Below are 23,264 nucleotides of genomic sequence, written 5' to 3'. Positions count from 1 at the left end.
TGTGCCGCCTCGCCAAGCCTGCTGATGGTCAAGGCGGCGAGAATGTTGGCGATCGCGATTGCTCCGAGCGTGGATTCGGGAAATGCCCGGCCGGACGACTGCGCCACGAAATGCAGCGGCCCCGCAAACTTGCTGATGGGCGCCGCGAAGCTGTCAGTGATCGCGATAATCTTCGCTCCTGAAAGCGACGCCTTTTCAGTCAATCGATGCACCAGGCGGTTGAATGGCGCAAAGGTGACCGCGACAAAGGCATCGCCGGGCCGGATATCGTCCAATGCGCCCTCCGGCGCACCGCCTGGAGTATCCAGCAGGACTATGTTCGGACGCGCTTTCTGCAGGGTGTAGGCGAGGGTATAGGCAGGCGTGAACGCCGTTCGCCGGCCGATGACATAGACTTTCGGGGCGCGGGCCAGCAGTTCGACGGCACTTTCGAGCCCATCCTCCGACAGATGCGCTCTTGCCTGGGCAACGACGGCCCGCTCGGTCGCAAAGAAGGAATCGACGAAAGCCTTCAGTCCGGAGCTTTTGCCCATTTCGGTGATGAGCGTCTGCGCGCTCAACTCGTTTCGGTGTATGGACTGGCGATCCCGTTGACGGCCTTCCGGTGTCGTGTCGATGAACTGCTGCCGCAGATCGCCATAACCCGACAAACCCAACTTTTGAGCCAGCCTGACAAGGCTTACGGGCTGAACATTCGCGCGTCGCGCGATCTCCCGCATCGAGTAAAACGGAATTTCATCCGCATTGTTGATGATATAGTGCGCCGCATTCACGGTCTGTCCCGACAGTTCGACGCATATCACCTTAATTCGCTCGATCAGATCTAGCTTATCCATTGCTCTCTCTGGAAGATCGACTGTTGGTTGCGGCTTTGAATGCTATCCGGTCGCCGGGGATAGCCCGGCGACCTAACGAAAGATTCTCATACTTCGCGCGAAATCGGGAAAGAACACTGTTCAGATTCTATCCTGCGGACGCGACCGTTTGAGATGGGTTGAGCACCAGGTAGCCACAACCAAAATGTTCGTCAGCGAACAACGTTGCGCAGGATGCCCACATTCTCAAGCTCCACCTCTACGGTATCGCCCGGCTTCAACCACATCGGCGGCTGCCGCTTTGCACCAATGCCCTGAGGGGTGCCAGTCGTAATGATATCGCCGGGAGAAAGAGCCAGGAAATAAGAAACATAGCTTACCAAATGGCGAACCGGAAAAATCATGAGATGTGTATTGGACGATTGGACCTGCGAACCGTTGACGCGGGTCTGGATATCGAGGTGCTGAATGTCCCCGACTTCATCCAGCGTAACAAGTGCTGGACCACATGGCGTCGAACCATCCACAGCCTTGCCTGCCAGCCACTGCGTTCCGCGATACTGAAGATCACGTGCCGTGATGTCATTCAAGACGGTCACGCCGGCTACGAACTCCAGCGCGTCCTCTGCAGAGACGGAGCGGCATTCCTTTCCGATTACGATTGCGAGCTCGCCTTCAAAATCCAGGTTCGGTGTGATGTCGGAGCAGCATATCTCGTCGAAAGGACCGATGAGAGAGCTCGCGAATTTCGCGAAAATGTCGGGGTGCGACGGTAGCGCGCGCCCGGTCTCCGCAACATGATCGTTATAGTTGAGACCGACGCAAAGGATTTTGGACGGATCCGTAACCGGCGGGCCAAGCCGCACCTTGTCAATCGGCCCCACCTCGGCTTTCGGATTCTTCCGGGCTGCCGCGGTAAGCCGCACCGACAGCTCTGACAGCGCTCCTCCGTGTTCCCGCAGCAATTCACGGACCGATAAGACCGGTCTCGCGTTCTCACCGGATTCGCTTTTAAGGAGCGTATCCACGTCGAAGATCGACGAATCCACCACAACACCTGCTCGCCAAGAGCCATCTGAGTCATAGGTAACGAGTTTCATTGGTCCTCCCGCACCATGTCGGTGCTTTCGATTCAAGAGTGAAAATAGCAATATCAACCACCGGGCGAGGACCGCAGCTTTGAACTTCTCCGTCCATTGCTGAAAACTGGTCGACCTATGGAGGCTGCACATAGCTGGTATTTAGATCCGGTTCCCTTTCATAAAGTCGGCAGCGCGCTCACCGATCATGATCGCCGGAGCATTTAGATTGCTCGATGAGACGAACGGCATGACGGAGGTATCGGCGACTCGAAGACCGTCGATGCCATGGACGCGCAACTGGGGATCGACGACGGCCATCTCGTCCGTTCCAATCTTGCAGGCACCGCTCAGATGATATGCCCCCTGCGTGTGCTTCCTGACGAAAGCCTCGAACTCTGCGCGGGTTTTCAATGGCTTGGCAGGCAAATGTGACTCGCTGACGAACTTCTTCATCGAAGGCTGCTCCATGATCTCCTGTCCAAGCCGGATCCCATCGACAAGCCGATCTACGTCATACTGATGACTGAGATAGTTAGGGTCCACGATTGGCGGAACACTCGGATCCGACGAGCGAAGAGCAATGCGGCCGCGCGATTTTGGCCGACAGGCATACACGTTCAGGGTGCATCCGCTGCCGCTCGCCGTCGTTTCCACACCTTCCTCAATGCCGGCGCCGGCCAGGAAGTGATATTGGAGATCCGGTGTGGGATCTGCTTGATCGCCCCACCAGAAGGCTCCGCCCTCGCAGATATTCGATGTAATCGGCCCGGTTCCAAAAAGCGCGTATTGAGCCGCCGCGGTTAACTGCCACCGCAACTTCTTATATTTGTCGTAGCTCGTATTTGACTTCAGGTTATAAATCAGGAAGCAATCGGTATGGTCTTGCAGGTTCTGCCCAACGCCTGGAAGATCGTGAACCACCTGAACGCCGGCTCGCTGAAGTTCGGCAGCAGGCCCTATTCCTGAAAGCAAAAGGAGACGAGGAGATCCCACCGCTCCAGACGATATGACCACTTCGCGTTCCGCCCGCATCGTTTCAACGCGGCCATTCTCCACGTACTGCACACCCACCGCGCGACCACCCTCTACGAGGATTTTCGTGACCTGCTTGTCGGTTACAATTGTCAAGTTCCGGCGCTTTCGGGCGGGGCGCAGATAAGCGTCGGCCGAACTGCACCGACGACCATTCTTCGTGGTCAGCTGGTAAAGCCCCGCTCCCTTCAGCTCACCAGAATTGAAATCCGGATTGTAGGGTATTCCCGCCTCTTGGCAGGCCTTTACCCAGGCTTTGGTCAGCGGCAACGTATACTGCTGGTTCGAAACGCTTAATGGCCCGTCCTGGCCATGAACGTCGTTCGAATACACTTCGTTGTTTTCTGCCTTGCGGAAGTAAGGGAGTACATCCTTGTAGCCCCAACCTTCTGCTCCATGATCGACCCAACGGTCGTAGTCCGATGGCGCGCCCCTCATATAGATCATGGCGTTGAGCGAGCTGCCACCGCCTAAAACGCGCGCTTGTCCGACTTGTGGCTCGGTATCGTATTGATGCTTGAGCTTCTCGACCTTGTACCAGTGAAGCAAAGAGCTTTTGAAGGATTTGTAGAATGTTACCGGATAGCGGATCCAGATGCTGCTGTCCCTGGGCCCGGCCTCAAACAGCGTCACCGATACATCCGGATCCTCGCTCAGCCGGCCCGCAATAGCGCATCCCGCGGATCCCCCACCTACCACAATAAAATCGGGCATCACACTATCCTAATCTGAGTATATACCGCAAACGGCCCCCACACTGTTGCGTGCGGGCGCTGATCAGTGCTTTTCGGCGCTTATCGTACACCAGCGAAGAAGGCATCAACTTCGGCCTGACGCATGTCGCAGAACCAGCACTCCACGATCTTCTCGTTTTCGAAACGATAAGCTGCGAGGCGGTCAGTACGAACCTGCTTGTCACCACGCGTCCAAATCTCATGGACCATGATCAGGATCGCCTCATCCGACTCTGCAATGAGCTCGTCATGTCCCGCCTCACCGCCGACGATCCACTTGTCGGTGTAGGCTGCGACCTTGTTTACCCAGCCTTCGACGAAGCCGTTGGCGCCGTGGAAATCGCCGGAAAGGACGGGGTGCGTCCCCCCCATGTGCACGACGAGATTGTCTGCATAGTAGCTGCAGCCCTTTTCAACGTCGCCGCTCGACCAAGCTTCGTGATATTCACGAAGAATGTCCTTCGCACGTTTCTTACTCATGTTAGCTCCCTCAATCGTTATACGGGAATTTCATCGTTTTGAACCGTAAGGTGAAACTCACGCCGCGTTCTGTCTTGCCTCGGTCGAGAGAATGGATTTTCCATCGGCCGAGATCGCGACCCCATAAGTCGCAAGTGCTGCTTCTCGAGATACGACACCGTCGCGAACATCGCGCAGGACGGACGCGGGGTCGCGCTGGTGAGGATGCCCCCAGCCACCGCCAGCCGTAGCCTCAATCACCAGGTGAAATGGCTTGACCTCTTCGACGCCATAAGGCGGGCAGTAAAGCTCTTCACCGGTTGTGAGATCGAAAGCCTTGATCGATCCCTTCTCACCCCAATGTCCGCCATTGACGCCGGCACCGCTTTTTTTGCGGGCACCTTCACCTCGCAGCAGATGCTCGCCACCAACCAAAACATCGACCACGTAGTCGACGCCGGTTCCACCCCGGTACTGGCCCGCCCCCCCGGTATCGCAGCGCATCTGGTAGCGGTGCACGCGGATCGGATAGGATTGCTCATAGGTTTCCACGTTCGGAATGAACATGCCGCCGAGCGTCATCTGGTGACTGGAAGTGGCAAAGCCATCTCGCCCTTTCACTGCGCCGCCACCAGAGCTGCCGTGCCAATGGTAAAGAACAAAGACACCCCCGTCAGGTTTCGTGCCTGACGAAATGCCGAATACCGATTTGCCCCAACCTGCGCAGGCGCGTTCGGGGTCGGCTTGGGCCAGTGCCCCCCAGCACGCATTCATGATGTCGATCGCCGGAAATACCGTATTCATCGTCATCGGCGCCGGCGCCAAGGCGTTCACGACAGTTCCTTCGGGCGCTATGATCTTGACACAACGGTAAGTGCCTTCGTTATGCGGAATTGCGGGATCCAGAAAAGCGGAAAGAGCGCAATAGACGGCCGAATGCGTGTTGGCGATCCCGCTGTTCTTGAAGCCTTTGATTTGCGGCGACGTACCGGTAAAATCAAAGGTGATCTTGTCATCGTCGATAGTCATCTTTATGCGCGTTTCGATGTCGACAAGATCAAAGCAGTCGGTATCGCTGAAGTCCGAGGCATGCCATACGCCGTTCGGAAGTTCGGAGATGGCTTGGCGCATCCGCCGCTCGCCGTAGTCGAGAAGGGCATCGAGGTAAGCGCGGCCCTTCTTGACACCCAGTTGGGCAATGACGTCGGCCAACCGCTGGCCGCCGATCCGTGTCGAGCCGATCATCGCACCAAGATCGCCTTCCAGCAGGTCCGGGCAGCGCGAGTTCAGGAGCAGCATGCGCCACAGGTCGTCGCGTAGCTGGCCTTTTTCGATCAGCTTGAGAACGGGCAGGCGAATTCCCTCGTGGAAAATCTCGGTAGCCTTGGCATTGTAGGTCCCGGCCGCGCCTCCACCGATATCGGACTGATGCGCACGGTTGCTGCAGAAGCCGACCAGCTCGCCGTCCACGAAAACCGGGCGAATAAGGGTCCAGTCTGGCAGGTGATTGCCGCCGGCCGCATAGGGATCGCTCAGAATAAAGACATCTTCCGGCTCGATGCGTCCGGAGAAATCCCTAAGGACCGCACGCACGGCAAATCCGCCACTGCCGGAATGGATCGGCAGACCATCCGCCTGTGCGATCGTCTCACCATCCGCATTGCTCAAGAAGCATGAAAAATCATGACTCTGGCTGAAGATCGGACTGCGCGCCGTCCGAGTCATGATGGTTCCCATCTGCAGACTGATATGATCCAGCTGTCGCTGCAGAATTGCAATAAGAACCGGATCGTTTTCGGGAGACAAAACAGTGCTCATAGTTTGACCTCATCAATTCTTGCAATAAACAACCTGCCTTGCGGGGAATTTGACTGCTGTCGCGCCAACGATGCGGCGGTTTCCAAATGGTGCCCAAGGATGCTTCGCTTGTTCATGCTGCCTCGCCCTGCAGGATGTCGACGTGATAGTTGCCGGCATCAGTCATCGTGAGCTTGTCGCCGGCACCAAGAATGAGTGTGGTCGTGGCTTCCTCGATGATGGCAGGCCCAGTCAACCACTGGCGGGGGGTCAGAACCCTACCATCGTAAACGGGCGTTTCAACAAAGCCGATCTCCTTGTTGATCCACACCGGCCGGCGTGCAATCGCCACTGGATCGGAAACTGTAGCGGAAGCCGTGGCAACTTCCAATGCATCCAACTTGCCAATCGCCGCCAATCGCAGATTGACTATTTCAATTGCACCAGCGGGCTGCACGTAACCGAAAAGCCGTTGATAAACCTGTTCAAACGCTGCCCGAATCGTCGCGGCCTCCGTCGAGGAGCATTCCACGGGGATGGTCCATTGCTGACCGAAATAACGAAGGTCGTAAGCACGCTTTAGAAGCGCCTTATCCCCCGTGAATCCCTCGCGCGCCAGCACATCACTCGCTTCCGCCTGCATCTCGATAAAAGCGGATTCGAGCTGACCCGGTCCCGAGGTCTCCGCATTGTCCAACTCTTTGAGCCAGCTTCGCACATAGTCATGGCGAAGGTCGGAATTGCACATCCCAAATGCGCAGAACACGCCCGCAAGCCTCGGAATATAAAGGCTTGAGCACCCAAGCAACCTTGCGGTCGAAGGGCCGTGCAAGGGACCCGCTCCACCGCAGGCTACTAGCGTAAACGCCCGCGGATTGTAACCTTTCTCAAGCGAGGCTTGCTCCACCGCGTGAAGAATATTTTGTTCGACGAGCTGAATGATGCCAGCCGCCGCATCCGTAACGCTGAGACCAAGAGGTTTGGCGACATGCGTCTCAATTGCCTCGACCGCCTTTTCGAGGCTCAAGGTGATCACTCCGCCGGCGTAAGGTCCAGGCTTGAGTCGGCCAAGCACGAGCTGCGCGTCGGTGACAGTCGGGCGTGTGCCGCCTCGGCCGTAACTTGCTGGTCCGGGCGTTGAGCCCGCTCCCTCCGGCCCAGCCCTCAGGAGGCCGGCACCGTCAACGGATGCGATTGTACCTCCGCCTGCCCCTACAGTGTGAATGTCGACGGACGGAATGTTCAAATGGTAACCGTCGACCACGATCTGGTCGGTCATTGAAACCATGCCGTGCTCCATCAGTGTAACGTCGCAGCTCGTTCCACCGACCTCGATCGACATCAGTTGCTCGGACCCGGTGTCCTGGCCGAAGAACTTCAAGGAACCGACGCCGGCAGCCGGGCCCGAAAGAACCAGACTGGCGGGCGCGTGACCGATCTCATCGATGGAAATCGCTCCGCCGTTCGACTGGATCATCAACAGCTTGCGCTGCAAGCCGAGCGAGGCGAGCCGTTTTGAGAGGCTTTCAAGATAAGGGACAACACGGCGCGCAACATATGCGTTGACGACGGTCGTCGACGTGCGTTCATATTCACCGATCGTTGGGGCGATTTCCGACGAAGCGGTGACCCAGACATTGGGAAGAAGCTTCTTCAGCTCTGCCTTGGCCGCCCTTTCGTGGGCCGGATTTGCGTAGGAATGCAGGAAGCAGATCGCAACGGCCTCAACACCCTCCTCCTCGAAGACGCGCGCTGCAGCTGCGACGGAAGCCGGATCGAAAGGTATCCTCACCGTGCCATCCTGCTCCAGGCGTTCGATGATAGGGAGGCGCAGATAGCGGGGAACCAGGACTTCCGGAAACGGCTTTCGATGGTCCCACACGTACTCACGCATGGAGCGCCTGATCTCCAGTGAGTCCCGGAACCCGTCCGTGACTAGCAGTCCAACCTTTGCGCCCTTCTTTTCAAGCAGCGTGTTTGTTGCAATAGTCGAGCCATGAACAAACAACTCAGTATTGGAAAGTAAGGCTTCGACGTCGATTGCCAAGGCATCGGCCGCCAGTCGGATCGCCGAAAGTACGCCTTCCGTTGGATCGGAAGGCACTGAAGGAGCTTTGAACGCGCGCACGGCTCCTCTGGAGTCAACCATCACCAGGTCGGTAAAGGTACCACCGATATCAACTCCGACGCGGTAGGGTGCAATTAACATCGGCTGTTCACTCATCGTTGCTCACCGTATCCTTCTATCTTCTGTCAGAGGTTCAACTGAACTCTCCGGCCTCAAGCTGCCGAGCCTTGATGAGCGCCGAGTTCCCTTTCGACGACGCGCACCAGTTTGTCTGCTATCGAAAAAACTTCGACTTCGGTCATCGGACTGGAAAGCGAACCCGAGCAATTGGGCGTCAGGAGCACGTTTTCGTCCAACATAGCCAATTGAATCCGACGGATAAGCTTTGCGGCCTCTGCAGTCGGAAATGCGCTCCGATAACCGGTGACTTTGCCCGCTCCGATATGAAGCCTGAACAGCGATCCCATCCCGGTCACCGTCGCGGCCACTCCAGCTTCTACCAGCCCTTTGCTAACCTTCTCGCGTAGCGTGTCGCCGAGTTTGTTGAGCCGGTCTACCACCGGCCGCGAGTAATGCTCCAGAGAGGTCAAGCCCGCAGCCATGCTAAGAGGGTTGGCACTGAACGTACCCCCCATAGACACTTTCGGCTTGCCGGCAGAGTGGTCGAAGACCGACATGCAATCCGCGCGCCCAGATACAGCGCCAATCGGCAGTCCGCCGCCAATGATCTTGGCTGTCGTGATCAGGTCCGGCTCGAGACCGAAAAGAGGGGAAGCCCCTTCATAGGACAGACGGAAGCTGATCACTTCGTCGGCAATGAGAATGATGCCGTCGCGGCGGCAGGACTCTTGTACGATCGCAGCCGTTTCCCTTGACATTGGCACCGTGCCGGCCCGCGAGGCATTCGGATCAACGATAACAGCCGCCAGCGAAGCTCCTTCACGGCGCAGGATATCGGCGCAACGCTGTGGATCATCGTAGGGAAGCACCACCACCTCTTGCAATACCGAGTCCGGCGTACCCGCATTGCAGCGGACAGATGCGGGATTGCCATTCTCGTCGTCCCAATTAGAGGGCGTCGGATCAAGGCTCACCTCCACCCAATCATAGGCTCCGTGATAGCAGCCCTCGAACTTGGCAATTCGGTGCCGGCCGGTCAGGCCGCGCGCACCTTTGATTGCGGCCAGCACCGCCTCGGTTCCCGAATTGCAGAAACGGGTCTGCTCCATACGTGGGTTTCTGGCAGCCAGCGCTTCGGCCAGAAGGATTTCGCCCTCGGTCGGCATACCGAACGCTGTCCCTCTGGTCATTGCGTCGCGCACCGCGTCCAGAACAGGGCCAAATGCATGGCCATGAATGAGCGAGAAGAAGTTGTTCGCGCAATCAAGAAGCCGCCGTTCATCAATGTCGATGACCCAGCAACCTTCACCACGCGCTGCATAGGGCGGATGCGGCTGAAACCACGACGCCGCGCGCATGGAGCCCCCTGGAACCACTTTGCGCTCTCGCAAGAACGCGGCTTCGGAGCGCTTGCCGAAAACGGGATCTGTTTCACCGCTGTTGTGCCCTAAGCTGAGTTTCATTTCGTTCTCCATCCAGTCTTGAGTGAGTGCAATAAACACCATGATCCAGCGCCATGTCAACAGGATCATGTGATCCAAAGCTTTTTGCTATGCGGCAGCGCTGGCTGCATCCAAAACACTGGCGTCGCCGAAGTGGTTGCTGGCCGCCTAAGCCATTGCGGCCGGGCATATCTGAGCAGCATTGTGTAAGATGACCCCAAATCTGCCGAAGATTGACCGCTGATTTTCGCTGTCGGATGTGGCGTGGCCAAGTTGGTTCGAGCGCACGATCTGAACCGACGTTGCTGCGCGGTATCCTCTAGGTTCTCAAGCCGGTGGGGACATACAAAATTTCACTCGGATCACTTGATCCACTTGACACGCATCAGGATCATGATGTTGACTGTTGTGGATCAAGCTCGCGTGGAGATATTTGCGGTTGACTTGGAATCGGCCGTGGAAATGAGAGTCCCTCCGTGCCTAGGGAGATGAACCTATTATGAGCGGCGACAAAAGTGGAGATCTTCGCTCTCGACGGACAAATATCGCCCGGAGCTACAAGGAGGCGAAAAACGCCGTTACCGCTGGTCCCGGTAGTCCGAGAAGCAACAAGATTTGAAGCGCAGCTGCCGCCAGGGCGCAAAAGAAGGTGGCGAGGAGAATTCCGAGGACTTGTTGATGCCATCGCTCTGCGATCTGTAGATTTGCGTGGTGTCCAAATCGAACTATTCCGCGGCACCTGCGAAGAGACGACACTTGGCATGGAATCCCGCCGCACCGGCATTGCAAATATTAAGGAGTCAGTTAAATGACCAAAGAAGGCCAAACGACTGTTTATGACGTCGTAATCGTTGGCTCCGGGCCGTCCGGGGCAGTGGCAGCAAAACGCCTTGCAGAAGCGGGAATGTCTGTCATCTGTCTGGAACAGGGCAGCTACCCTGACTACACAAAGCTTCGCCACTCTGGTCTAGAGTTCGAACTGACGAAAGCCCAGCATTTTTCTTCAAATCCGAATAGGCGGAAGGCACCGTCCGATTATCCCATTAACGTCACAGATTCAGACATCGAGCCGTTAATGTGGAATGGCGTGGGCGGGAGCTCGATCATCTATACGGCTGCTTGGCACCGGTTGAAACCGAGTGATTTTCGTGTGCGCACGGTGGATGGCATCGCGGACGACTGGCCTTTGAGTTATGCCGACCTTGAACCATTTTATGCGCGTGTTGAGAACGATTTTGCCGTTTCGGGTGTCGGAGGTGATACAGCGTACCCGCCGGGATTTGATATACCGCTTCCACCCTTTCCTTTAGGAAAGATGGAAAAGAAATTTGCCGAGGCACATGACCGGCTTGGATGGCACTGGTGGCCGGGAAGCAATTCAATAGCGACAGTGAAACACAACGGGCTATTGCCTTGCGTGCGTCGCGGGGCGTGTGCCTGGGGTTGCTTCGATGGCGCCAAGGCTTCAGTCGACCGAACGCACTGGCCCACATGTGTTAAACTCGGGGTTAAACTCGTTCAAAATGCACGTGTATTGCGCGTTGAGACTGGCTCTGATGGTCTTGCGACGGGCGTAACCTATGTGGATTGCGAAACAGGATCTACGCATTTTCAGCCGGGGCGCATCGTGATTGTTTCGGCCAACGGTGTCGGCACACCCCGCCTGCTCCTTAATTCAACTTCGAATGACCATCCCAACGGATTGGCGAATTCCTCGGGCCTGGTCGGCAAGCGGTTAATGATGCACCCTTACGGAACCGTGAGCGGCCTGTTCGACGACTTCTTCGAAAATTGGCAAGGACCCTACGGCCAGCGCGCCTACTCCCTCGAATTTGCAGAGACCCGCAAAGATACGAATTTCTACCGAGGAGCAAAATGGCAGCTCATGGGAATGGGCGGTCCTCTGGCAGCGGTTGGCAGTTGGCCATGGGGCAACAACGGTGACGTCTGGGGCGAGAATTTTCATGCAACGGTGCAGAAGCGGTTCGGTCGTTCAGCCTATTGGGGGATCATGGCCGAGGATCTACCGAGCGAGGAGAACATGGTGGCTCTCGATCCTGATGTGACCGATGCCCAAGGTATGCCTGCCGTGAAAGTGACGTACAGGGCGTCGCAAAACACAAAGGATCTCATGGATTTTAACCTGTTGCGCGCTGCTGAGTCCATGAAGGAAGCGGGCGCATACGAAGTCTCGGGAACGCCGCTAATGCGAGAAACCGGCTGGCACATACTCGGAACAGTGCGTATGGGCAACGATCACCGCACCTCAGTCGTCGACTCTTTCGGCCGCTCGCACGACGTGCCAAACGTCTTTATTATGGACGGCAGCGTAATGCCAACCTCGGGTGCAGTTAATCCCACTGGTACCGTTACCGCACTGGCACTGCGAAACTCCGAATCCATCATTGAAAACAGGCGCTCACAGCCGGTCAGCCGGGCTGCCGAAACGCGAAGGGTTGGACTTTAGCCATGACATACAACATCGATGACTTTCAAACCAGGATCGCATGGGTCGCCGATACTCTAATCCCGCCAGACGCGAAATTCGGGATGCCCTCCGCCACGGAAGCCGGCATGCTGGAACGCCTCTTACCCCGTGCTTTAAAGGAGCGTGACGATATGGCGCCGTCATTCTTTGAGGCAATTTCGCGCCTGCCTGAGACCCGTCCAAATGATCCCATGGACGCAATCCGCGCTCTGGGTACCGATGGCTTCTATGTGATTTCCTTCCTGATCGCGGGCGCCTATTTCTTGGACGAGGCTGTAAACCAAAAATTGCGCTATCCAGGGCAGGAAGCCTTGTATGATACCCCGGATTACGACGAGCTCATGGAGACGATCGAGCGGGTGCAATCAAGGGGAGCGGTTTACCTGGAAGTGCCGCCAGGGTCGGAATCTGTCTAGGTCTATCCGGCAGAAATCGTGAGCGCCGCATTGGCCTCACACCTCTGAAATAAGTCGAGGTTGATTGCACTTTTGGTCCCCGTGAATAGCCCCGAGATTTGTAGACGTCTTCTTTCCTAAATTTGAGGCAAGAAGTCCACCATGAGCAAATCGAATTTCAGCGAAGACTTTAAGCGCGACGCGGTGCGTCAGATCACGGAACGGGGCTATCCAGTTGCCGAAGTTTCGCAGTGGCTGGGTGTGAGTCAGCATTCCCTCTACGAAATGGAAGAAGAAGTTTGCCTCAGCGTCCAGCCAAGGCAGCGACCAGGCGGAGGAAATCAGGCGGCTTAAGAAGGAGCTGGCTCGAATGACCGAGGAGCGCGACAAAATTGATCTGCTTCGGAAAGCCTGGGAGGAAAGTGGCAAGGTTTACGGCTACCGCAAGCTTCACGACGACCTGCTCGATCACGGCGAGACATGCTGTCCCAACCGAGTTGCCCGCCTGGCACGGATCGCCGGGATAAAAGCTCAGATCGGCTTACGCGACTGCGAGGATATACCACCAAATGAAAGCGATGCAGATTGAATGTTTTCTTTGCCGACAAGACAATGTCGGCGTGCTCATGCATGATCCCCAAACGCACCTGACGGCGAGCATAGACGCACCCGAAGAAAGTGCGGTGGTCGCCGCGGCTGAGCGACGCGGCTGGAAAGTAAGCCACATATTTTCGACTCATCATCATGCTGACCATGTGGAGGCCAATCTTGCGCTCAAGGAGCGTTACGGCCTCTCGGTTATCGGCCCCGCCAAAGAAGCCGCGAAAATTCCCGGCATAGACCGGATGGTTGCCGGTGACAGTTCCTTTAAGTTCGGCTCAAATACAGTCGAAGTGGTCGAGACTCCCGGCCATACAGCCGGCCATGTCTGCTATTATCTTCCCAATGCCCAGGTCTTGTTCAGCGGTGATACACTCTTTGCCCTTGGTTGCGGAAGGTTAATAGAAAAGTCAGCCACCGATATGTGGGCTTCGTTGCAGAAGCTTGCCGCGCTCCCAGATGAGACCGTTGTCTATTTCGGTCATGAATACACACTAATTAACGCTCGCTTTGCTCTCACAATCGATCCCAAGAATAAACCTCTAAGAGCACGCTATGAGAAACTTTGCGAGCTCCAGGCAAACGGCATTTTGACGGCACCAACCACGTTGGGAGTGGAGAAGGAGACCAATCCCTTCCTACGTGTCGACGATCCCGCCATCAGAGCGCTTCTAGGAATGCGAGAAGCTTCGAGCGTAGATGTGTTCGCCGAAATTCGAAAGCGGAGGAACAATTTCTGATGCCCTTCGAGAATAGAGCGGGCGTGCGAAACTGAAAATAGTATCCCTGTTGAGCGACGGCTGGAAAGTGAAAACGGCGCCGGTCAGGTCTTGATGGTGGCAATCCTGCTCATCCTGGCTGCGGTCTTGATGCCGCTTCTCTCGCGCAACGTCTGCTCTTATTTATCGTCGAAAACCGATGTCAGCAGGCATGACTGCGCGACCTATGGGTCTGTTTCCCGTTTCCGTTCAGCATGCTGACGGGCGGGAAGCGGCGGCAGACCGAAGGAGCAAGCCCTTGTGGCAGATGGCGGACGCCCGGCGGAAAAGTTTCGCAGACCTTTCGCCAATGATATCCGCCACCGTTCTTTTGAGGGGTGAATAGAGACAATGATGGGGCATGATTTCGAGCCTCAAGTTTCTCCCAGCGCACTACCGTCAAGGAACGACCTTGCCGGGGTTAAGCAACCCGTGCGGATCGATCGCCGTCTTTATCCGCTTCATCAAGTCGACTTTCCCTTTCGCGCCATAGCGCTGAAGCAAGTCAAGCTTGACGCGCCCTATCCCATATTCAGCGCTGAATGTCCCCCCCATTTCGAACGCCAGCCTGTAGATTTCGGGAGAAATGTCCTGCTCCACACTGCGTTTGAAAATTGCCTTGTCCGTCCCGTCAGGGGGGACAATGTTAAAGTGGACGTTGCCATCGCCGACATGGCCGTAGACCGAAAGAATGGCATCACTCCGATACGTGCGAACAAGTTGACACGCCGATTCGATAAAGGCAGCGAGGCGGGAGGTTCGCACCGCAATATCATGCTTGACCGATCCGCCATGGTGCACTTCGGCCTCGGGTATGTTTTCGCGCAAATGCCACAGGTCTGCCCGTTGCTGCTCGCTTGCGGCTATAGTGCCATCGCTGATCAACGCGGATTCGTAGAGCTCGGCAAGAAGCGCGCTCATGCATTCTTCGAGGTTCAGTACCGGAGAGGCGGTCGCCGCCTCCAGAATAACATAGTGTTCGCTTTCCTGCTCAAGGGGATGCCGAAGGTGGCCCTTTGCACCGAGGAGCAGATTCAAAGACACGCCCGAAACGTATTCAAATGACGTAATAGCCTCTCCACTTTGTGTTTGGGCGGCATCTAGGATGGTAGCAAGCGAAACGATGTCGCGTACTGCCAGAAACGCTGTAATCGTCTGGCGCGGTCTCCTCACCAGCTTAAGGGAAACGCCGGTGACAACGCCCAGCGTTCCTTCCGCCCCAATGAAAAGCTGCTTCACGTCATAGCCTGAATTGTTTTTCCTAAGCGGGTTCAATTCGCTAAACAGCGAGCCATCCGGTAATACGGCTTCAAGTCCGAGCACTAGATCGCGCGTCATGCCGTATCGGACGACATTGATTCCGCCGGCATTGGTCGAGAGGTTGCCGCCAATGCGACAAGATTGTTGTGAGCCGAGTGCGAGCGGTAGCATCAGGCCCACATCAGCAGCGGCCCTTTGCAAATCGCTGAGTATCATGCCTGCGTCTGCGGTGACGGAGAGATTTTCAGCGTCAAGCTCGCGGAGCCCATTCATTCTCTCCAGGCTAATGAGCAGTTCCTGCCCGTCGGCGCTTGGCGTTGCCGCCGTGCAATAGCTCGTGTTGCCGCCCTGGGGAACGAGACCAACCTTGTGCTTTGCGCATGCATGGATAATCGCCTGAACTTCAGCCGTATTGCGTGGACGCAACAGGGCGGCAGTCGCTCCGACGTACTGGCGACGAAAATCTGTGACGTAGGAAGATATGATATCCTGATCTTTCGTCACCACCCCCTCAGGCAGATCCAAAAGCACGCTGTCGATACATTGCATCGCTCAATGTTCCGTTTGTCGAAGGCAGACCTTGCGCCTTGTTTTCCACTTAACGCCTGCGACAATCGCAAGCCGTAGCATGCACCCTTCAAACAGTTTGCCCGCAGTGAGGCCGCCACCCACCAGTGGCGGCCTCACTTTTGGTCTATTGCCCGCAGAGCGTTGGCGCTTGAGCCAAGGCAGTCTTCTCGATCAAGGTGAAACTGCGGATCAACTATTCATGAGCGGCGAGCACATCACCGGGTTACGAGATCCGGAAGGGCTTCTCCCTGCAATGCGCGACGCGCCCTTTCGACTGCTTGTTCTTGCAATGCATCCAATGAAGTGTTGGAGCGCCAGGCAACATGAGGCGTGAACACCGTATTAGGTGCGTCGCGGAGCGGATGGCCAGCGGGCAAGGGTTCCTGCGCGAATGTATCGAGCCCTGCGCCTGCTATGCTTCCTGTGCGAAGAGCAGCGGCAAGCGCTTCCTCATCGATTAGCCCACCGCGCGAAACGTTTACAATCACCGCATTGCGCCGCATGCGCTCAAGTGCCTCGGCCGAGATGATGTGGCGGGTTTCCTCAGTGAGAGGCAAATGAAGCGAGACAACATCCGACTCCTCCAATACCAGCTTCAGGGTTGCCGCGGGGACGTCTGAAAAAGTTGACATCGGGTCAAAAGCATGGACCTTCGCGCCAATAGCGGTCCACCATTTCGCGACCAGTCGTCCGATGCGACCCATTCCAACTACGCCAACCTGCAGGTTCGATAGTTTGGGCGTATCCAGACCAATCACTCCCGCCCACTCGCCCGCGCGGATGGCTGCTTGCCCCTGCGGAATGCGACGAGCCAGGTTTAGCCCCATCGCCAATGCATGTGATGCGACTTCCTCGGAAGCCGTATCGGGAACAATAGTCACGGGCACGCCCACTCTGTTGGCCGCCGCCACATCAATGTTGTCGTAGCCGACGCCATAGCGCACGACTGCCTTGCAGCGCCGCAACATCCCGAACTCCTCCGCCGTCATCTTGGCGTAGGGCGTGACCATTACGACCTCCGCCTCAGCCATGCGACTGCGGAATGACGCCTGATCCTCAGCAACCACGATCTCTCGGCCGAAGCGTTCAGCTAATGCACGTTCCCTGTTTACGTTCGGGAAGCGGTGGGGCGCGACCAGGATAATCCCCGCCTCGTTTGCCATAGTCATCTTATCAGTTCTCCACATTTGACATGAAATCGGTGGACGCAATCGGTTGCGTGTCGCAATCGATGTCGAAGGTTCGCATCACGATCGTCGGAAAGTCGCAGGGCTTTTTGACGAACCTCAGCTCATTGTGTCGAGGTCGATCAGCTCGATCTTGTACCCATCGGGATCCTCGACAAAGGCAATCGCGGTCTTACCGTGCTTCATGGGTCCTGCGGGTCGGGGAATCCGAGCTCCGTTCGCCGCCAACTCATCGCAGATGTTGTAGATATTCCTGACGCCGAGTGCGATGTGCCCGTAGCCGGTGCCGAGATCATAGTCGGTTTCTTGATTCCAGTTGTGGGTCAGCTCGATGACCGCGTTGGATTCTTCCGGACCGTAGCCCACGAAGGCGAGCGTGAATTTGCCTTCGGGGTAGTCCAACTTGCGCAGCAACTTCATTCCCAGGAGCCGCGTGTAGAAATCGATCGACCTGTCGAGGTCTTTCACCCGCACCATTGTATGCATTACCCGAAATTTTGGCTCACTCATCCGTCTTTCCCTCTCGATTGTCCGTCTCGTAGCTAGCGCCCGATGGCTTACTTGGGCTTGCCGGCAAAAAAGCCTGTTTCCAGCGCCCGCCTTGGCGACGCCCTTGCGCGCATCTCAGTGTAGGCAGGCGGGTCTCTCGGTTCTTGTCTCTATGGCACCTGGCCACAGGCCGCTGACAGCAGTGGGTCCACCAATCTTCACCATTCTTTGCATATGCCAGGTCCGCCCAGAAATAGTGGATACACATCTCATGAATTGCCAAGCCGCTGACGATACCGCGCCTGCGCTGAAACCCAATTTCCGCTTCGCTCCACACCCAGTTCTTGACGCCAGTGAACACTATGATCCAAATAGTTGTCAATAGGATCATGTGATCCAGATCATTTTTCTCTCCCGTTGTCGCCGAAGGCATGTGGGAAGCGACCGGTCACGTCGCGAAGTCCCGTCTCTTTTGGAACGGCATCACGAAGGGGCGAAGCCTTCGACGTCGTTGCCGTGATTGGCCTCGCTCCAGCCGTGGATGAGCATGCCATGGCCTCCTCCTCTAAGTGGCGTCCTCGCTTGCACGCGTCACGCTGGCACCTCCCGACGTGGAGGCGACCGCGCGCAGATGGAATGAAAAAAAAGCAGCGTGGATCACATGATCCTATTGACATGTATCTGGATCATGATGTTCACTACAGTCAATAAGAAGGGGATCGAGGGCTAGAGAAGTTTCTGCGCCTTACAGCGATTTAGCACGGTACGTATCCGCAAGCGCTCCGAAGGCAAATGCCTGTCGGCTCATTCAGTTTCACCAGCAAGACGCCCTCTGAAGGAGAGCTTATGACTTCCGTCACTTTTGCAAATGTCTGGAAGCAATTTGGTACGCACACGGCCATCGAAGACCTCAATCTTGAAATCAAAGATGGTGAGTTCATGGTGTTCGTCGGGCCTTCCGGATGCGGAAAGACGACCACCCTTCGAATGCTTGCGGGCCTGGAAACCCCGACATACGGCAAAATCCTGCTCGGGAATGAAGATGTCACGCTAACGCAGCCCGGGCGCCGTAACATCTCGATGGTTTTCCAAAGCTATGCGCTCTACCCGCACATGACGGTTCGTCAGAATCTAGCATTTGGCCCCGAAATCCGACATGAAAAAAAATCTGACATTTCCGCTGGTATCGACAGGGTCGCGAACCTTGTCGGGCTTCAGGCGCTGTTGAACCGCTTTCCAAGCGAGCTTTCGGGCGGGCAGCGCCAGCGAGTGGCTCTCGCGCGCTCGATGATCCGTCGCCCGCGCATTTTCCTTCTCGATGAACCTCTATCTAATCTGGATGCCAGCTTACGAACCCACATGCGCACCGAGATTGCCGAGTTGCAGCGCCAGTTGGGTGTCACCGCGGTTTATGTCACGCATGACCAAGTTGAAGCGATGACAATGGGGCATAGGATTGCGGTGTTTGATCATGGCCGCATTCTTCAGGTTGCAACGCCGGCGGAACTGTATCAAGCACCAGCCAACAAAGTTGTCGGAATGTTCATCGGTTCCCCCCGAATGAATATCCTACCGGCCACGGTTAGTCTCGATGGCGGTACGGTGACGGTTCGCTGCTTTGGCACGACCTTCTCCATGGAGGGGCGACACTTTGCCATGGATCGTTTTTCGGACAAGGTCGAATTGGGCATTCGGCCAGACGAGATCCAATGGGTGAAGGATGCCCCTTCAAGATGCACCGAAAAAATCACGGGCACTGTGACGTCACTTGAGACGACGGGATCTGACACCTTCGTCCTGGTTGATGTCGAGGGAACGGAAGTGAACTCCAAATTTCCAAGCTTTGCTCCTGTAAGGCGCGGAGACACGGTCGATTTGGTCTTTGATCCAGCAGACCTGCATTTTTTTGATGCAGGGACTGGGGCGAGCCTGAAGGTCACTTTGACCAACTATAACTAACCGGAAACGCATTCTAAACTGGGAGAAAGAGTTTATGTTGACATACCGAGTTGGATACACTTCCTACGCGACGCCGAATCATGAATCTGACGATTGCGCCCAAGCCAATCACGACAGGAGTTCATCGCGGCTTCGCTCAAACCGCTTGACAATCGCGAAAGCCGTCAATCGGGCATTCCGCAACTATTCTTTGGCCGCCACCCTAATGGCCACAACGGTTTTTTCAACCGCATATGTGGACGTCGCCCAGGCTGCAAATGTGAAGGTAGCCTTCAGTCTGAACTGGACCTTCGCTGATCCCAAGCTCGCTCAAAAATGGTTCGCCGACGTCAAGACTCAATTTGAGGCGAAGCATCCCGGGGACACGATGGAACTGATCCCCGTCCCCGGCACCTATGACGACTTCATCACCAAACTAAGCCTCCTTTACAACTCGCCGGACACCAAGCCGGATGTGGTCCAGTATTTCGATATCAACGTCGGACAATTCGCTGCCAGCGAACTTCTCGCGCCGCTCGACGAGAAGATCGCGAACGCACCTTGGTGGCAGGACACTCCGGATGCCGTAAAGGAGTCAGGAAAATACGATGGCCATGTTTATTCAGCAGCCCAAGGGATCAATACCTACGGCATCCTTTTTGACCGTACTCTGACCGAAAAGGCCGGGATGCCGAAGGATTGGGAGCCGAAAAGCTGGAATGAAATCCTTGACGCCGCGCGGGCGATCAAGAAGACGTCCCCCGACGCTTCGCCGCTCTACATCATAACAGGCACGTCGCAGGGCACCTTCGGCGTGGTGGCGGGACCGGGCCTATTACTGTCCGCATCCAGCACGCCGACGATCTATGACACGGCTACCAAGAAATGGGTGGTTGACAGCAAGGGCATCAGGGAAGTTCTCAACTTCTACAAGACTGCGGCAGCGGAAGGTCTTCTCGCGCCCACCTCGCAGATCATGGATCCAAACGGCGCAACTCATCCCGCGCAGGCTCTGCACGATCATAAATTCGGTATTACGTTTGCAGGAAATTGGATCCCGGTCTTCTGGGGCAAGGATATATGCGCCCCCTGCTGGGATGATAAGGAAGAGACGATCGGTTTCGCCAAGGTGCCGACGTCTGAAGGCCAGACACCGGGAACGGGGGCGAGCTTTAACGGCGTTGTCCTGTCCATGTCCAAAGATCCGTCGAATCCCGATCTCGCCTGGTCTGCAATCGACATCATGCAGCAAAAGCAAAATATGCTGAATATTGCAGCCTGGGTAGCGGTTGCCCCGTCCACGGCTTCCTTGAAGGCCGATCCAAATTATGTTTCCCTCAGCCGTCCGCCCTTCCAAGAAGCATTTGCCGAGTTGGGTTCAACCTCGAGAAGCATGCCTTCGCAGGCCGAGTTTCCGATCTGGGGCAATGCGTTCCAGCAAGCTACTCAGGCAATGGTGCTGAAGCCAGAGACTACGATTGACGAAGGTGTCGAGATCCTCCGATCGAACATGGCAACCCAGGTGGGCGAGGACAACTTGGAGACCTTGCCTTGAATTCGAAGCACTCAATGAGCGCCAACCAGGGGCCGGTCGCCACAACCGGCCCCCAGGTAGGAAGCAATACGGGTAACCAGGCGCGCGCACGCGTGCGCCTGGATGAGCCTCGAGTGAATCCAATCAGCTTTGTTTTGCTTGCTCCGGCTGCGTTGCTTCTTGGTACGCTGTTTCTAGGGCCGGTACTATATGCAATCTATCTTGGCTTCACCAATCTACAATTGATTGGCATCCACGCCATCAACTACAGATTTACCGGATTGAGCAATGTCGCGTTTCTTCTAAACGACGCGATCTTTTATAAATCCCTGTGGCTTACGGTCATTTTCGTTGTCGGATCGGGTGCAATCGCAACGACCTTGCTTGGGCTTATCTTGGCTCTGGCGCTGCAGAACTGTGTAGCGCCGATAAGATGGATCACCAGCGCTGCCGCTATCCTGGCCTGGACACTGCCTCCAACAACAATAGCTTTTCTTTGGATGGCGACGAGTACGCAATCTGGACTTATCGCTCTCATGGCAGGCGATCAGCGCCTCGATCTTCTGTACCAGCACGCCATGCTGGTCGTCTCGACGGCAAATGCTTGGTCATTGGCCGGCCTCGCAATGACAATGTTCTCGGCAGCCCTTCGCAACATACCCGGCGATCTAATGGAGGCCGCTCAGTTGGAAGGCGCCTCCTCGGTTCAGTCGTTGAGGCGGATAACGCTGCCAATGCTGAAGCCAACGATAGTAACGTGTGCTCTGCTGATGATGTTGATGACGTTCGGCAATTTTACCTTGATATATCTGATGACAGGTGGAGGACCGGGCAACGATACGAATATTCTACCCGTTTATACATACCAACAGGGCTTCAAGTTCCACAACCTCGGCTATGCCGCTTTGTTGGGCAATGTCATGGTGCTGCTGTCGGCGGTTCTCGGCGGTCTATTCGTTTGGGCAACCAAGTCTCGTCGCTAGGCGTACCCAGTAAAGGCCCGTCGATACTCCAACGAAGAAGGTAACTGTAATGCAGACCACCTCAGTCGAGCGCACTTCAAGCCCACCACCAGGGCTGAAGGCAAACAAACGGAACAAGATTACTGCCGATCGGGTTGTCAGTAATTCCGCTGCACTGGTTCTGGCGGCGTTCTTCGCATTGCCCATGTTGTGGATGGTGCTCGCTTCAGTCGATCACGGTGCGACGAATCAACTAAGGGCCCCGGACTTGACGGCCGAGCATTACTGGGTTGCTGTCCAAGCGGACAATCTTGCGGCGCTCGGAAATAGCCTTCTTATATCGACAGTCGCCACCGTGGTTGGTACGGCGGCCGCGTTCATCGCCGCTTACGTATTTTCGAAGCACAACATTCCGTTCAAAAATCCCCTTTTGCTAACCGTACTGTTCCTCTCCGGCGTACCGATCTCGATTTTGATCGTTCCCGTCTACAAAATGTTTGCAACACTGGGGTGGCTGTCCATTATCCCCACGGGGATCTTGCTCGGGGTAACCGCTATTCCCTTCCAAATTTACCAGCTGAAGAACTTCGTAGATGCGGTACCGCCAGAGCTTGAGGAGGCAGCGGCACTTGAGCAAGCCAGTACGCTTCAAATATTGTTCCGTGTGATCCTGCCCCTGACCAAACCAGGTCTCGCTTCTGCTGCGATTTTCGGTTTCGTCAACGCATGGGGCAACTTTCTGATGCCAGTGGTTCTTATCAACAGCCTGGCTGATCAACCGGCACCCGTGCACCTTTTCGGATTCATGGGCTCAAACTCGATCAATTATGGTGTCATAGCCGCCTATTCCATCGTCTATTCGTTCCCGCTAATCATTCTATTTCTGGGAATGTCCCACCAATTCAAAGCAGGCTTCTCTCTCGGTGGCGCTGTAAAATAGCCGCGCCCCCACTACTTTCAACTGACGACGCGAATGATATCGCCGGTGACGGCATGACCGCGAATGACGGGTCGCCACTGCATTTCGGCGAAGTCAGTGCCATCAGGAAACTGATGCGCCAATCCATACTGTCAAATCGACCTGGCTGATGCAGTCGCAGTTTTCCGGGTGGTTCCGCAAGGCTCGCCGATATCCGGTTATATTCCGCAACGATAGTTTGCACGGCTTGGTGTTCGGTTGTTTGCATCGGCGCGTTTAAGGCTTCAGCGCGGCGGGATCCACTCGCGTGGGTCGATGATCAGGGCAGTGGGATAACCTACACACTGACAATCGCTGCTGCTGGACATCGGGATAGAGCCTTGTTCGACGCCGGTTCGAGACCCGCAGTCCAATGGAATGGCTGAAGCCTTCGTCAAAACCTTCAAGCGCGGCTACGTCTCGGTCAATCCCATTACCAGATGCCGAAACACTCATCGCCCAACTGCCATTGTGGTTCGAGCACGCTTCACAAGGCATTGGGCTATCGGTCGCCGCGTGAGTTCTTAAACCGTCAAACAGAACTCTGATCCTGTCCGGATTTTATGAGGCAACTCC

Annotated in this window: 17 protein-coding genes and 3 pseudogenes; 9 read left to right on the top strand and 11 right to left on the bottom strand. The window is 56.0% G+C overall.

Translation table 11 applies throughout. The features are described from left to right. The 7 genes from ACSQ2Z_RS27520 to ACSQ2Z_RS27490 form a co-directional block, all read right to left on the bottom strand. Nucleotides 1-836: MurR/RpiR family transcriptional regulator (locus ACSQ2Z_RS27520; RefSeq protein ID WP_436084387.1), on the bottom strand; the 836-nt coding region annotated here is incomplete at its 3' end. 191 nt (nt 837-1,027) lie between these two features. Further along, nucleotides 1,028-1,915: a fumarylacetoacetate hydrolase family protein gene (locus ACSQ2Z_RS27515; protein WP_436084386.1), complete on the bottom strand. Its 888-nt coding sequence runs from the start codon at nt 1,913-1,915 to the stop codon at nt 1,028-1,030. Between the two features lie 141 nt (nt 1,916-2,056). Then, the gene (locus tag ACSQ2Z_RS27510; protein ID WP_436084385.1) at nt 2,057-3,643 is read right to left on the bottom strand and encodes a GMC family oxidoreductase; all 1,587 of its coding nucleotides are present in this window, start codon (nt 3,641-3,643) and stop codon (nt 2,057-2,059) included. Between the two features lie 80 nt (nt 3,644-3,723). After that, complete coding sequence (locus ACSQ2Z_RS27505) at nt 3,724-4,143, bottom strand: nuclear transport factor 2 family protein (protein ID WP_436084384.1); 420 nt, start codon at nt 4,141-4,143, stop codon at nt 3,724-3,726. Nucleotides 4,144-4,200: 57 nt separating this feature from the next. After that, nucleotides 4,201-5,940 (bottom strand): hydantoinase B/oxoprolinase family protein, encoded by a 1,740-nt coding sequence (locus ACSQ2Z_RS27500; protein ID WP_436084383.1) that lies wholly within the window; start codon nt 5,938-5,940, stop codon nt 4,201-4,203. Nucleotides 5,941-6,052: 112 nt separating this feature from the next. After that, on the bottom strand, nt 6,053-8,143 hold the full coding sequence (locus ACSQ2Z_RS27495; protein WP_436084382.1) for a hydantoinase/oxoprolinase family protein: 2,091 nt from the start codon (nt 8,141-8,143) through the stop codon (nt 6,053-6,055). A 56-nt stretch (nt 8,144-8,199) separates the two neighbouring features. After that, the gene (locus ACSQ2Z_RS27490; RefSeq protein WP_436084399.1) at nt 8,200-9,639 is read right to left on the bottom strand and encodes an aspartate aminotransferase family protein; all 1,440 of its coding nucleotides are present in this window, start codon (nt 9,637-9,639) and stop codon (nt 8,200-8,202) included. A gap of 718 nt (nt 9,640-10,357) precedes the next feature. On the opposite strand from ACSQ2Z_RS27490, the gene ACSQ2Z_RS27485 reads away from it, so the two are divergent. The 4 genes and pseudogenes from ACSQ2Z_RS27485 (at nt 10,358) to gloB (ending at nt 13,772) form a co-directional block, all read left to right on the top strand. Then, on the top strand, nt 10,358-12,016 hold the full coding sequence (locus ACSQ2Z_RS27485) for a GMC family oxidoreductase (RefSeq protein ID WP_436084381.1): 1,659 nt from the start codon (nt 10,358-10,360) through the stop codon (nt 12,014-12,016). Nucleotides 12,017-12,018: 2 nt separating this feature from the next. Further along, nucleotides 12,019-12,453: a hypothetical protein gene (locus tag ACSQ2Z_RS27480; RefSeq protein WP_112859725.1), complete on the top strand. Its 435-nt coding sequence runs from the start codon at nt 12,019-12,021 to the stop codon at nt 12,451-12,453. Between the two features lie 141 nt (nt 12,454-12,594). Continuing rightward, nucleotides 12,595-12,979 (top strand): annotated as a pseudogene (locus ACSQ2Z_RS27475) (transposase); the annotation flags it as partial. A gap of 22 nt (nt 12,980-13,001) precedes the next feature. Next, nucleotides 13,002-13,772: a hydroxyacylglutathione hydrolase gene (gene gloB / locus ACSQ2Z_RS27470; protein WP_436084380.1), complete on the top strand. Its 771-nt coding sequence runs from the start codon at nt 13,002-13,004 to the stop codon at nt 13,770-13,772. 417 nt (nt 13,773-14,189) lie between these two features. Here the strand turns inward: gloB and ACSQ2Z_RS27465 are convergent, their stop codons facing one another. From ACSQ2Z_RS27465 to gloA, 3 genes are all read right to left on the bottom strand, one after another. Then, nucleotides 14,190-15,599: an FAD-binding oxidoreductase gene (locus ACSQ2Z_RS27465; RefSeq protein WP_112859179.1), complete on the bottom strand. Its 1,410-nt coding sequence runs from the start codon at nt 15,597-15,599 to the stop codon at nt 14,190-14,192. Between the two features lie 236 nt (nt 15,600-15,835). Then, nucleotides 15,836-16,789 (bottom strand): C-terminal binding protein, encoded by a 954-nt coding sequence (locus ACSQ2Z_RS27460; protein ID WP_436084379.1) that lies wholly within the window; start codon nt 16,787-16,789, stop codon nt 15,836-15,838. 117 nt (nt 16,790-16,906) lie between these two features. Continuing rightward, a complete protein-coding gene (gloA, locus tag ACSQ2Z_RS27455; protein WP_112859180.1) occupies nt 16,907-17,317 on the bottom strand; it encodes a lactoylglutathione lyase in 411 nt (136 codons plus the stop codon). Between the two features lie 825 nt (nt 17,318-18,142). Between gloA and ACSQ2Z_RS27450 the strand changes: the two genes are divergently transcribed. The 4 genes from ACSQ2Z_RS27450 to ACSQ2Z_RS27435 are packed head-to-tail and all read left to right on the top strand — an operon-like array spanning nt 18,143 to nt 22,670. Beyond that, nucleotides 18,143-19,255 carry an ABC transporter ATP-binding protein gene (locus tag ACSQ2Z_RS27450; protein WP_112859182.1) on the top strand — a complete coding sequence of 371 codons (1,113 nt, stop codon included), beginning with the start codon at nt 18,143-18,145 and terminating at the stop codon, nt 19,253-19,255. Nucleotides 19,256-19,289: 34 nt separating this feature from the next. Then, nucleotides 19,290-20,789: an ABC transporter substrate-binding protein gene (locus tag ACSQ2Z_RS27445; RefSeq protein WP_436084378.1), complete on the top strand. Its 1,500-nt coding sequence runs from the start codon at nt 19,290-19,292 to the stop codon at nt 20,787-20,789. Continuing rightward, nucleotides 20,786-21,751, top strand: coding sequence for a carbohydrate ABC transporter permease (locus tag ACSQ2Z_RS27440; protein WP_436084377.1), 966 nt, complete (start codon nt 20,786-20,788; stop codon nt 21,749-21,751). The genes ACSQ2Z_RS27445 and ACSQ2Z_RS27440 overlap by 4 nt, the downstream gene beginning before the upstream one ends. A 49-nt stretch (nt 21,752-21,800) precedes the next feature. Next, entirely contained in the window at nt 21,801-22,670 is an 870-nt protein-coding gene (locus tag ACSQ2Z_RS27435) for a carbohydrate ABC transporter permease (protein ID WP_436084376.1), read from the top strand. 32 nt (nt 22,671-22,702) lie between these two features. On the opposite strand, the pseudogene ACSQ2Z_RS27430 reads toward ACSQ2Z_RS27435, so the two are convergent. Further along, nucleotides 22,703-22,987: pseudogene (locus tag ACSQ2Z_RS27430) on the bottom strand (UPF0149 family protein); the annotation flags it as partial. Between ACSQ2Z_RS27430 and ACSQ2Z_RS27425 the strand changes: the two are divergent. Then, nucleotides 22,946-23,236 (top strand): annotated as a pseudogene (locus ACSQ2Z_RS27425) (IS3 family transposase); the annotation flags it as partial. The pseudogenes ACSQ2Z_RS27430 and ACSQ2Z_RS27425 overlap by 42 nt on opposite strands. Nucleotides 23,237-23,264 lie beyond the last annotated feature (28 nt).

Origin of the sequence: Pararhizobium sp. LjRoot235 (genome assembly GCF_964254145.1) — a bacterium.
In the GTDB taxonomy this organism is placed as follows: domain Bacteria; phylum Pseudomonadota; class Alphaproteobacteria; order Rhizobiales; family Rhizobiaceae; genus Pararhizobium.
This window is presented reverse-complemented; position numbering and strand designations above follow the sequence as displayed.

Coding starts and splice junctions, on each gene's coding strand:
- ACSQ2Z_RS27515 (WP_436084386.1), bottom strand. CDS start 1,915: ATGAAACTCGTTACCTATGACTCAGATGGCTCTTGGCGAGCAGGTGTT.
- ACSQ2Z_RS27510 (WP_436084385.1), bottom strand. CDS start 3,643: ATGCCCGATTTTATTGTGGTAGGTGGGGGATCCGCGGGATGCGCTATT.
- ACSQ2Z_RS27505 (WP_436084384.1), bottom strand. CDS start 4,143: ATGAGTAAGAAACGTGCGAAGGACATTCTTCGTGAATATCACGAAGCT.
- ACSQ2Z_RS27500 (WP_436084383.1), bottom strand. CDS start 5,940: ATGAGCACTGTTTTGTCTCCCGAAAACGATCCGGTTCTTATTGCAATT.
- ACSQ2Z_RS27495 (WP_436084382.1), bottom strand. CDS start 8,143: ATGAGTGAACAGCCGATGTTAATTGCACCCTACCGCGTCGGAGTTGAT.
- ACSQ2Z_RS27490 (WP_436084399.1), bottom strand. CDS start 9,639: ATGATCCTGTTGACATGGCGCTGGATCATGGTGTTTATTGCACTCACT.
- ACSQ2Z_RS27485 (WP_436084381.1), top strand. CDS start 10,358: ATGACCAAAGAAGGCCAAACGACTGTTTATGACGTCGTAATCGTTGGC.
- ACSQ2Z_RS27480 (WP_112859725.1), top strand. CDS start 12,019: ATGACATACAACATCGATGACTTTCAAACCAGGATCGCATGGGTCGCC.
- gloB (WP_436084380.1), top strand. CDS start 13,002: ATGAAAGCGATGCAGATTGAATGTTTTCTTTGCCGACAAGACAATGTC.
- ACSQ2Z_RS27465 (WP_112859179.1), bottom strand. CDS start 15,599: ATGCAATGTATCGACAGCGTGCTTTTGGATCTGCCTGAGGGGGTGGTG.
- ACSQ2Z_RS27460 (WP_436084379.1), bottom strand. CDS start 16,789: ATGACTATGGCAAACGAGGCGGGGATTATCCTGGTCGCGCCCCACCGC.
- gloA (WP_112859180.1), bottom strand. CDS start 17,317: ATGAGTGAGCCAAAATTTCGGGTAATGCATACAATGGTGCGGGTGAAA.
- ACSQ2Z_RS27450 (WP_112859182.1), top strand. CDS start 18,143: ATGACTTCCGTCACTTTTGCAAATGTCTGGAAGCAATTTGGTACGCAC.
- ACSQ2Z_RS27445 (WP_436084378.1), top strand. CDS start 19,290: ATGTTGACATACCGAGTTGGATACACTTCCTACGCGACGCCGAATCAT.
- ACSQ2Z_RS27435 (WP_436084376.1), top strand. CDS start 21,801: ATGCAGACCACCTCAGTCGAGCGCACTTCAAGCCCACCACCAGGGCTG.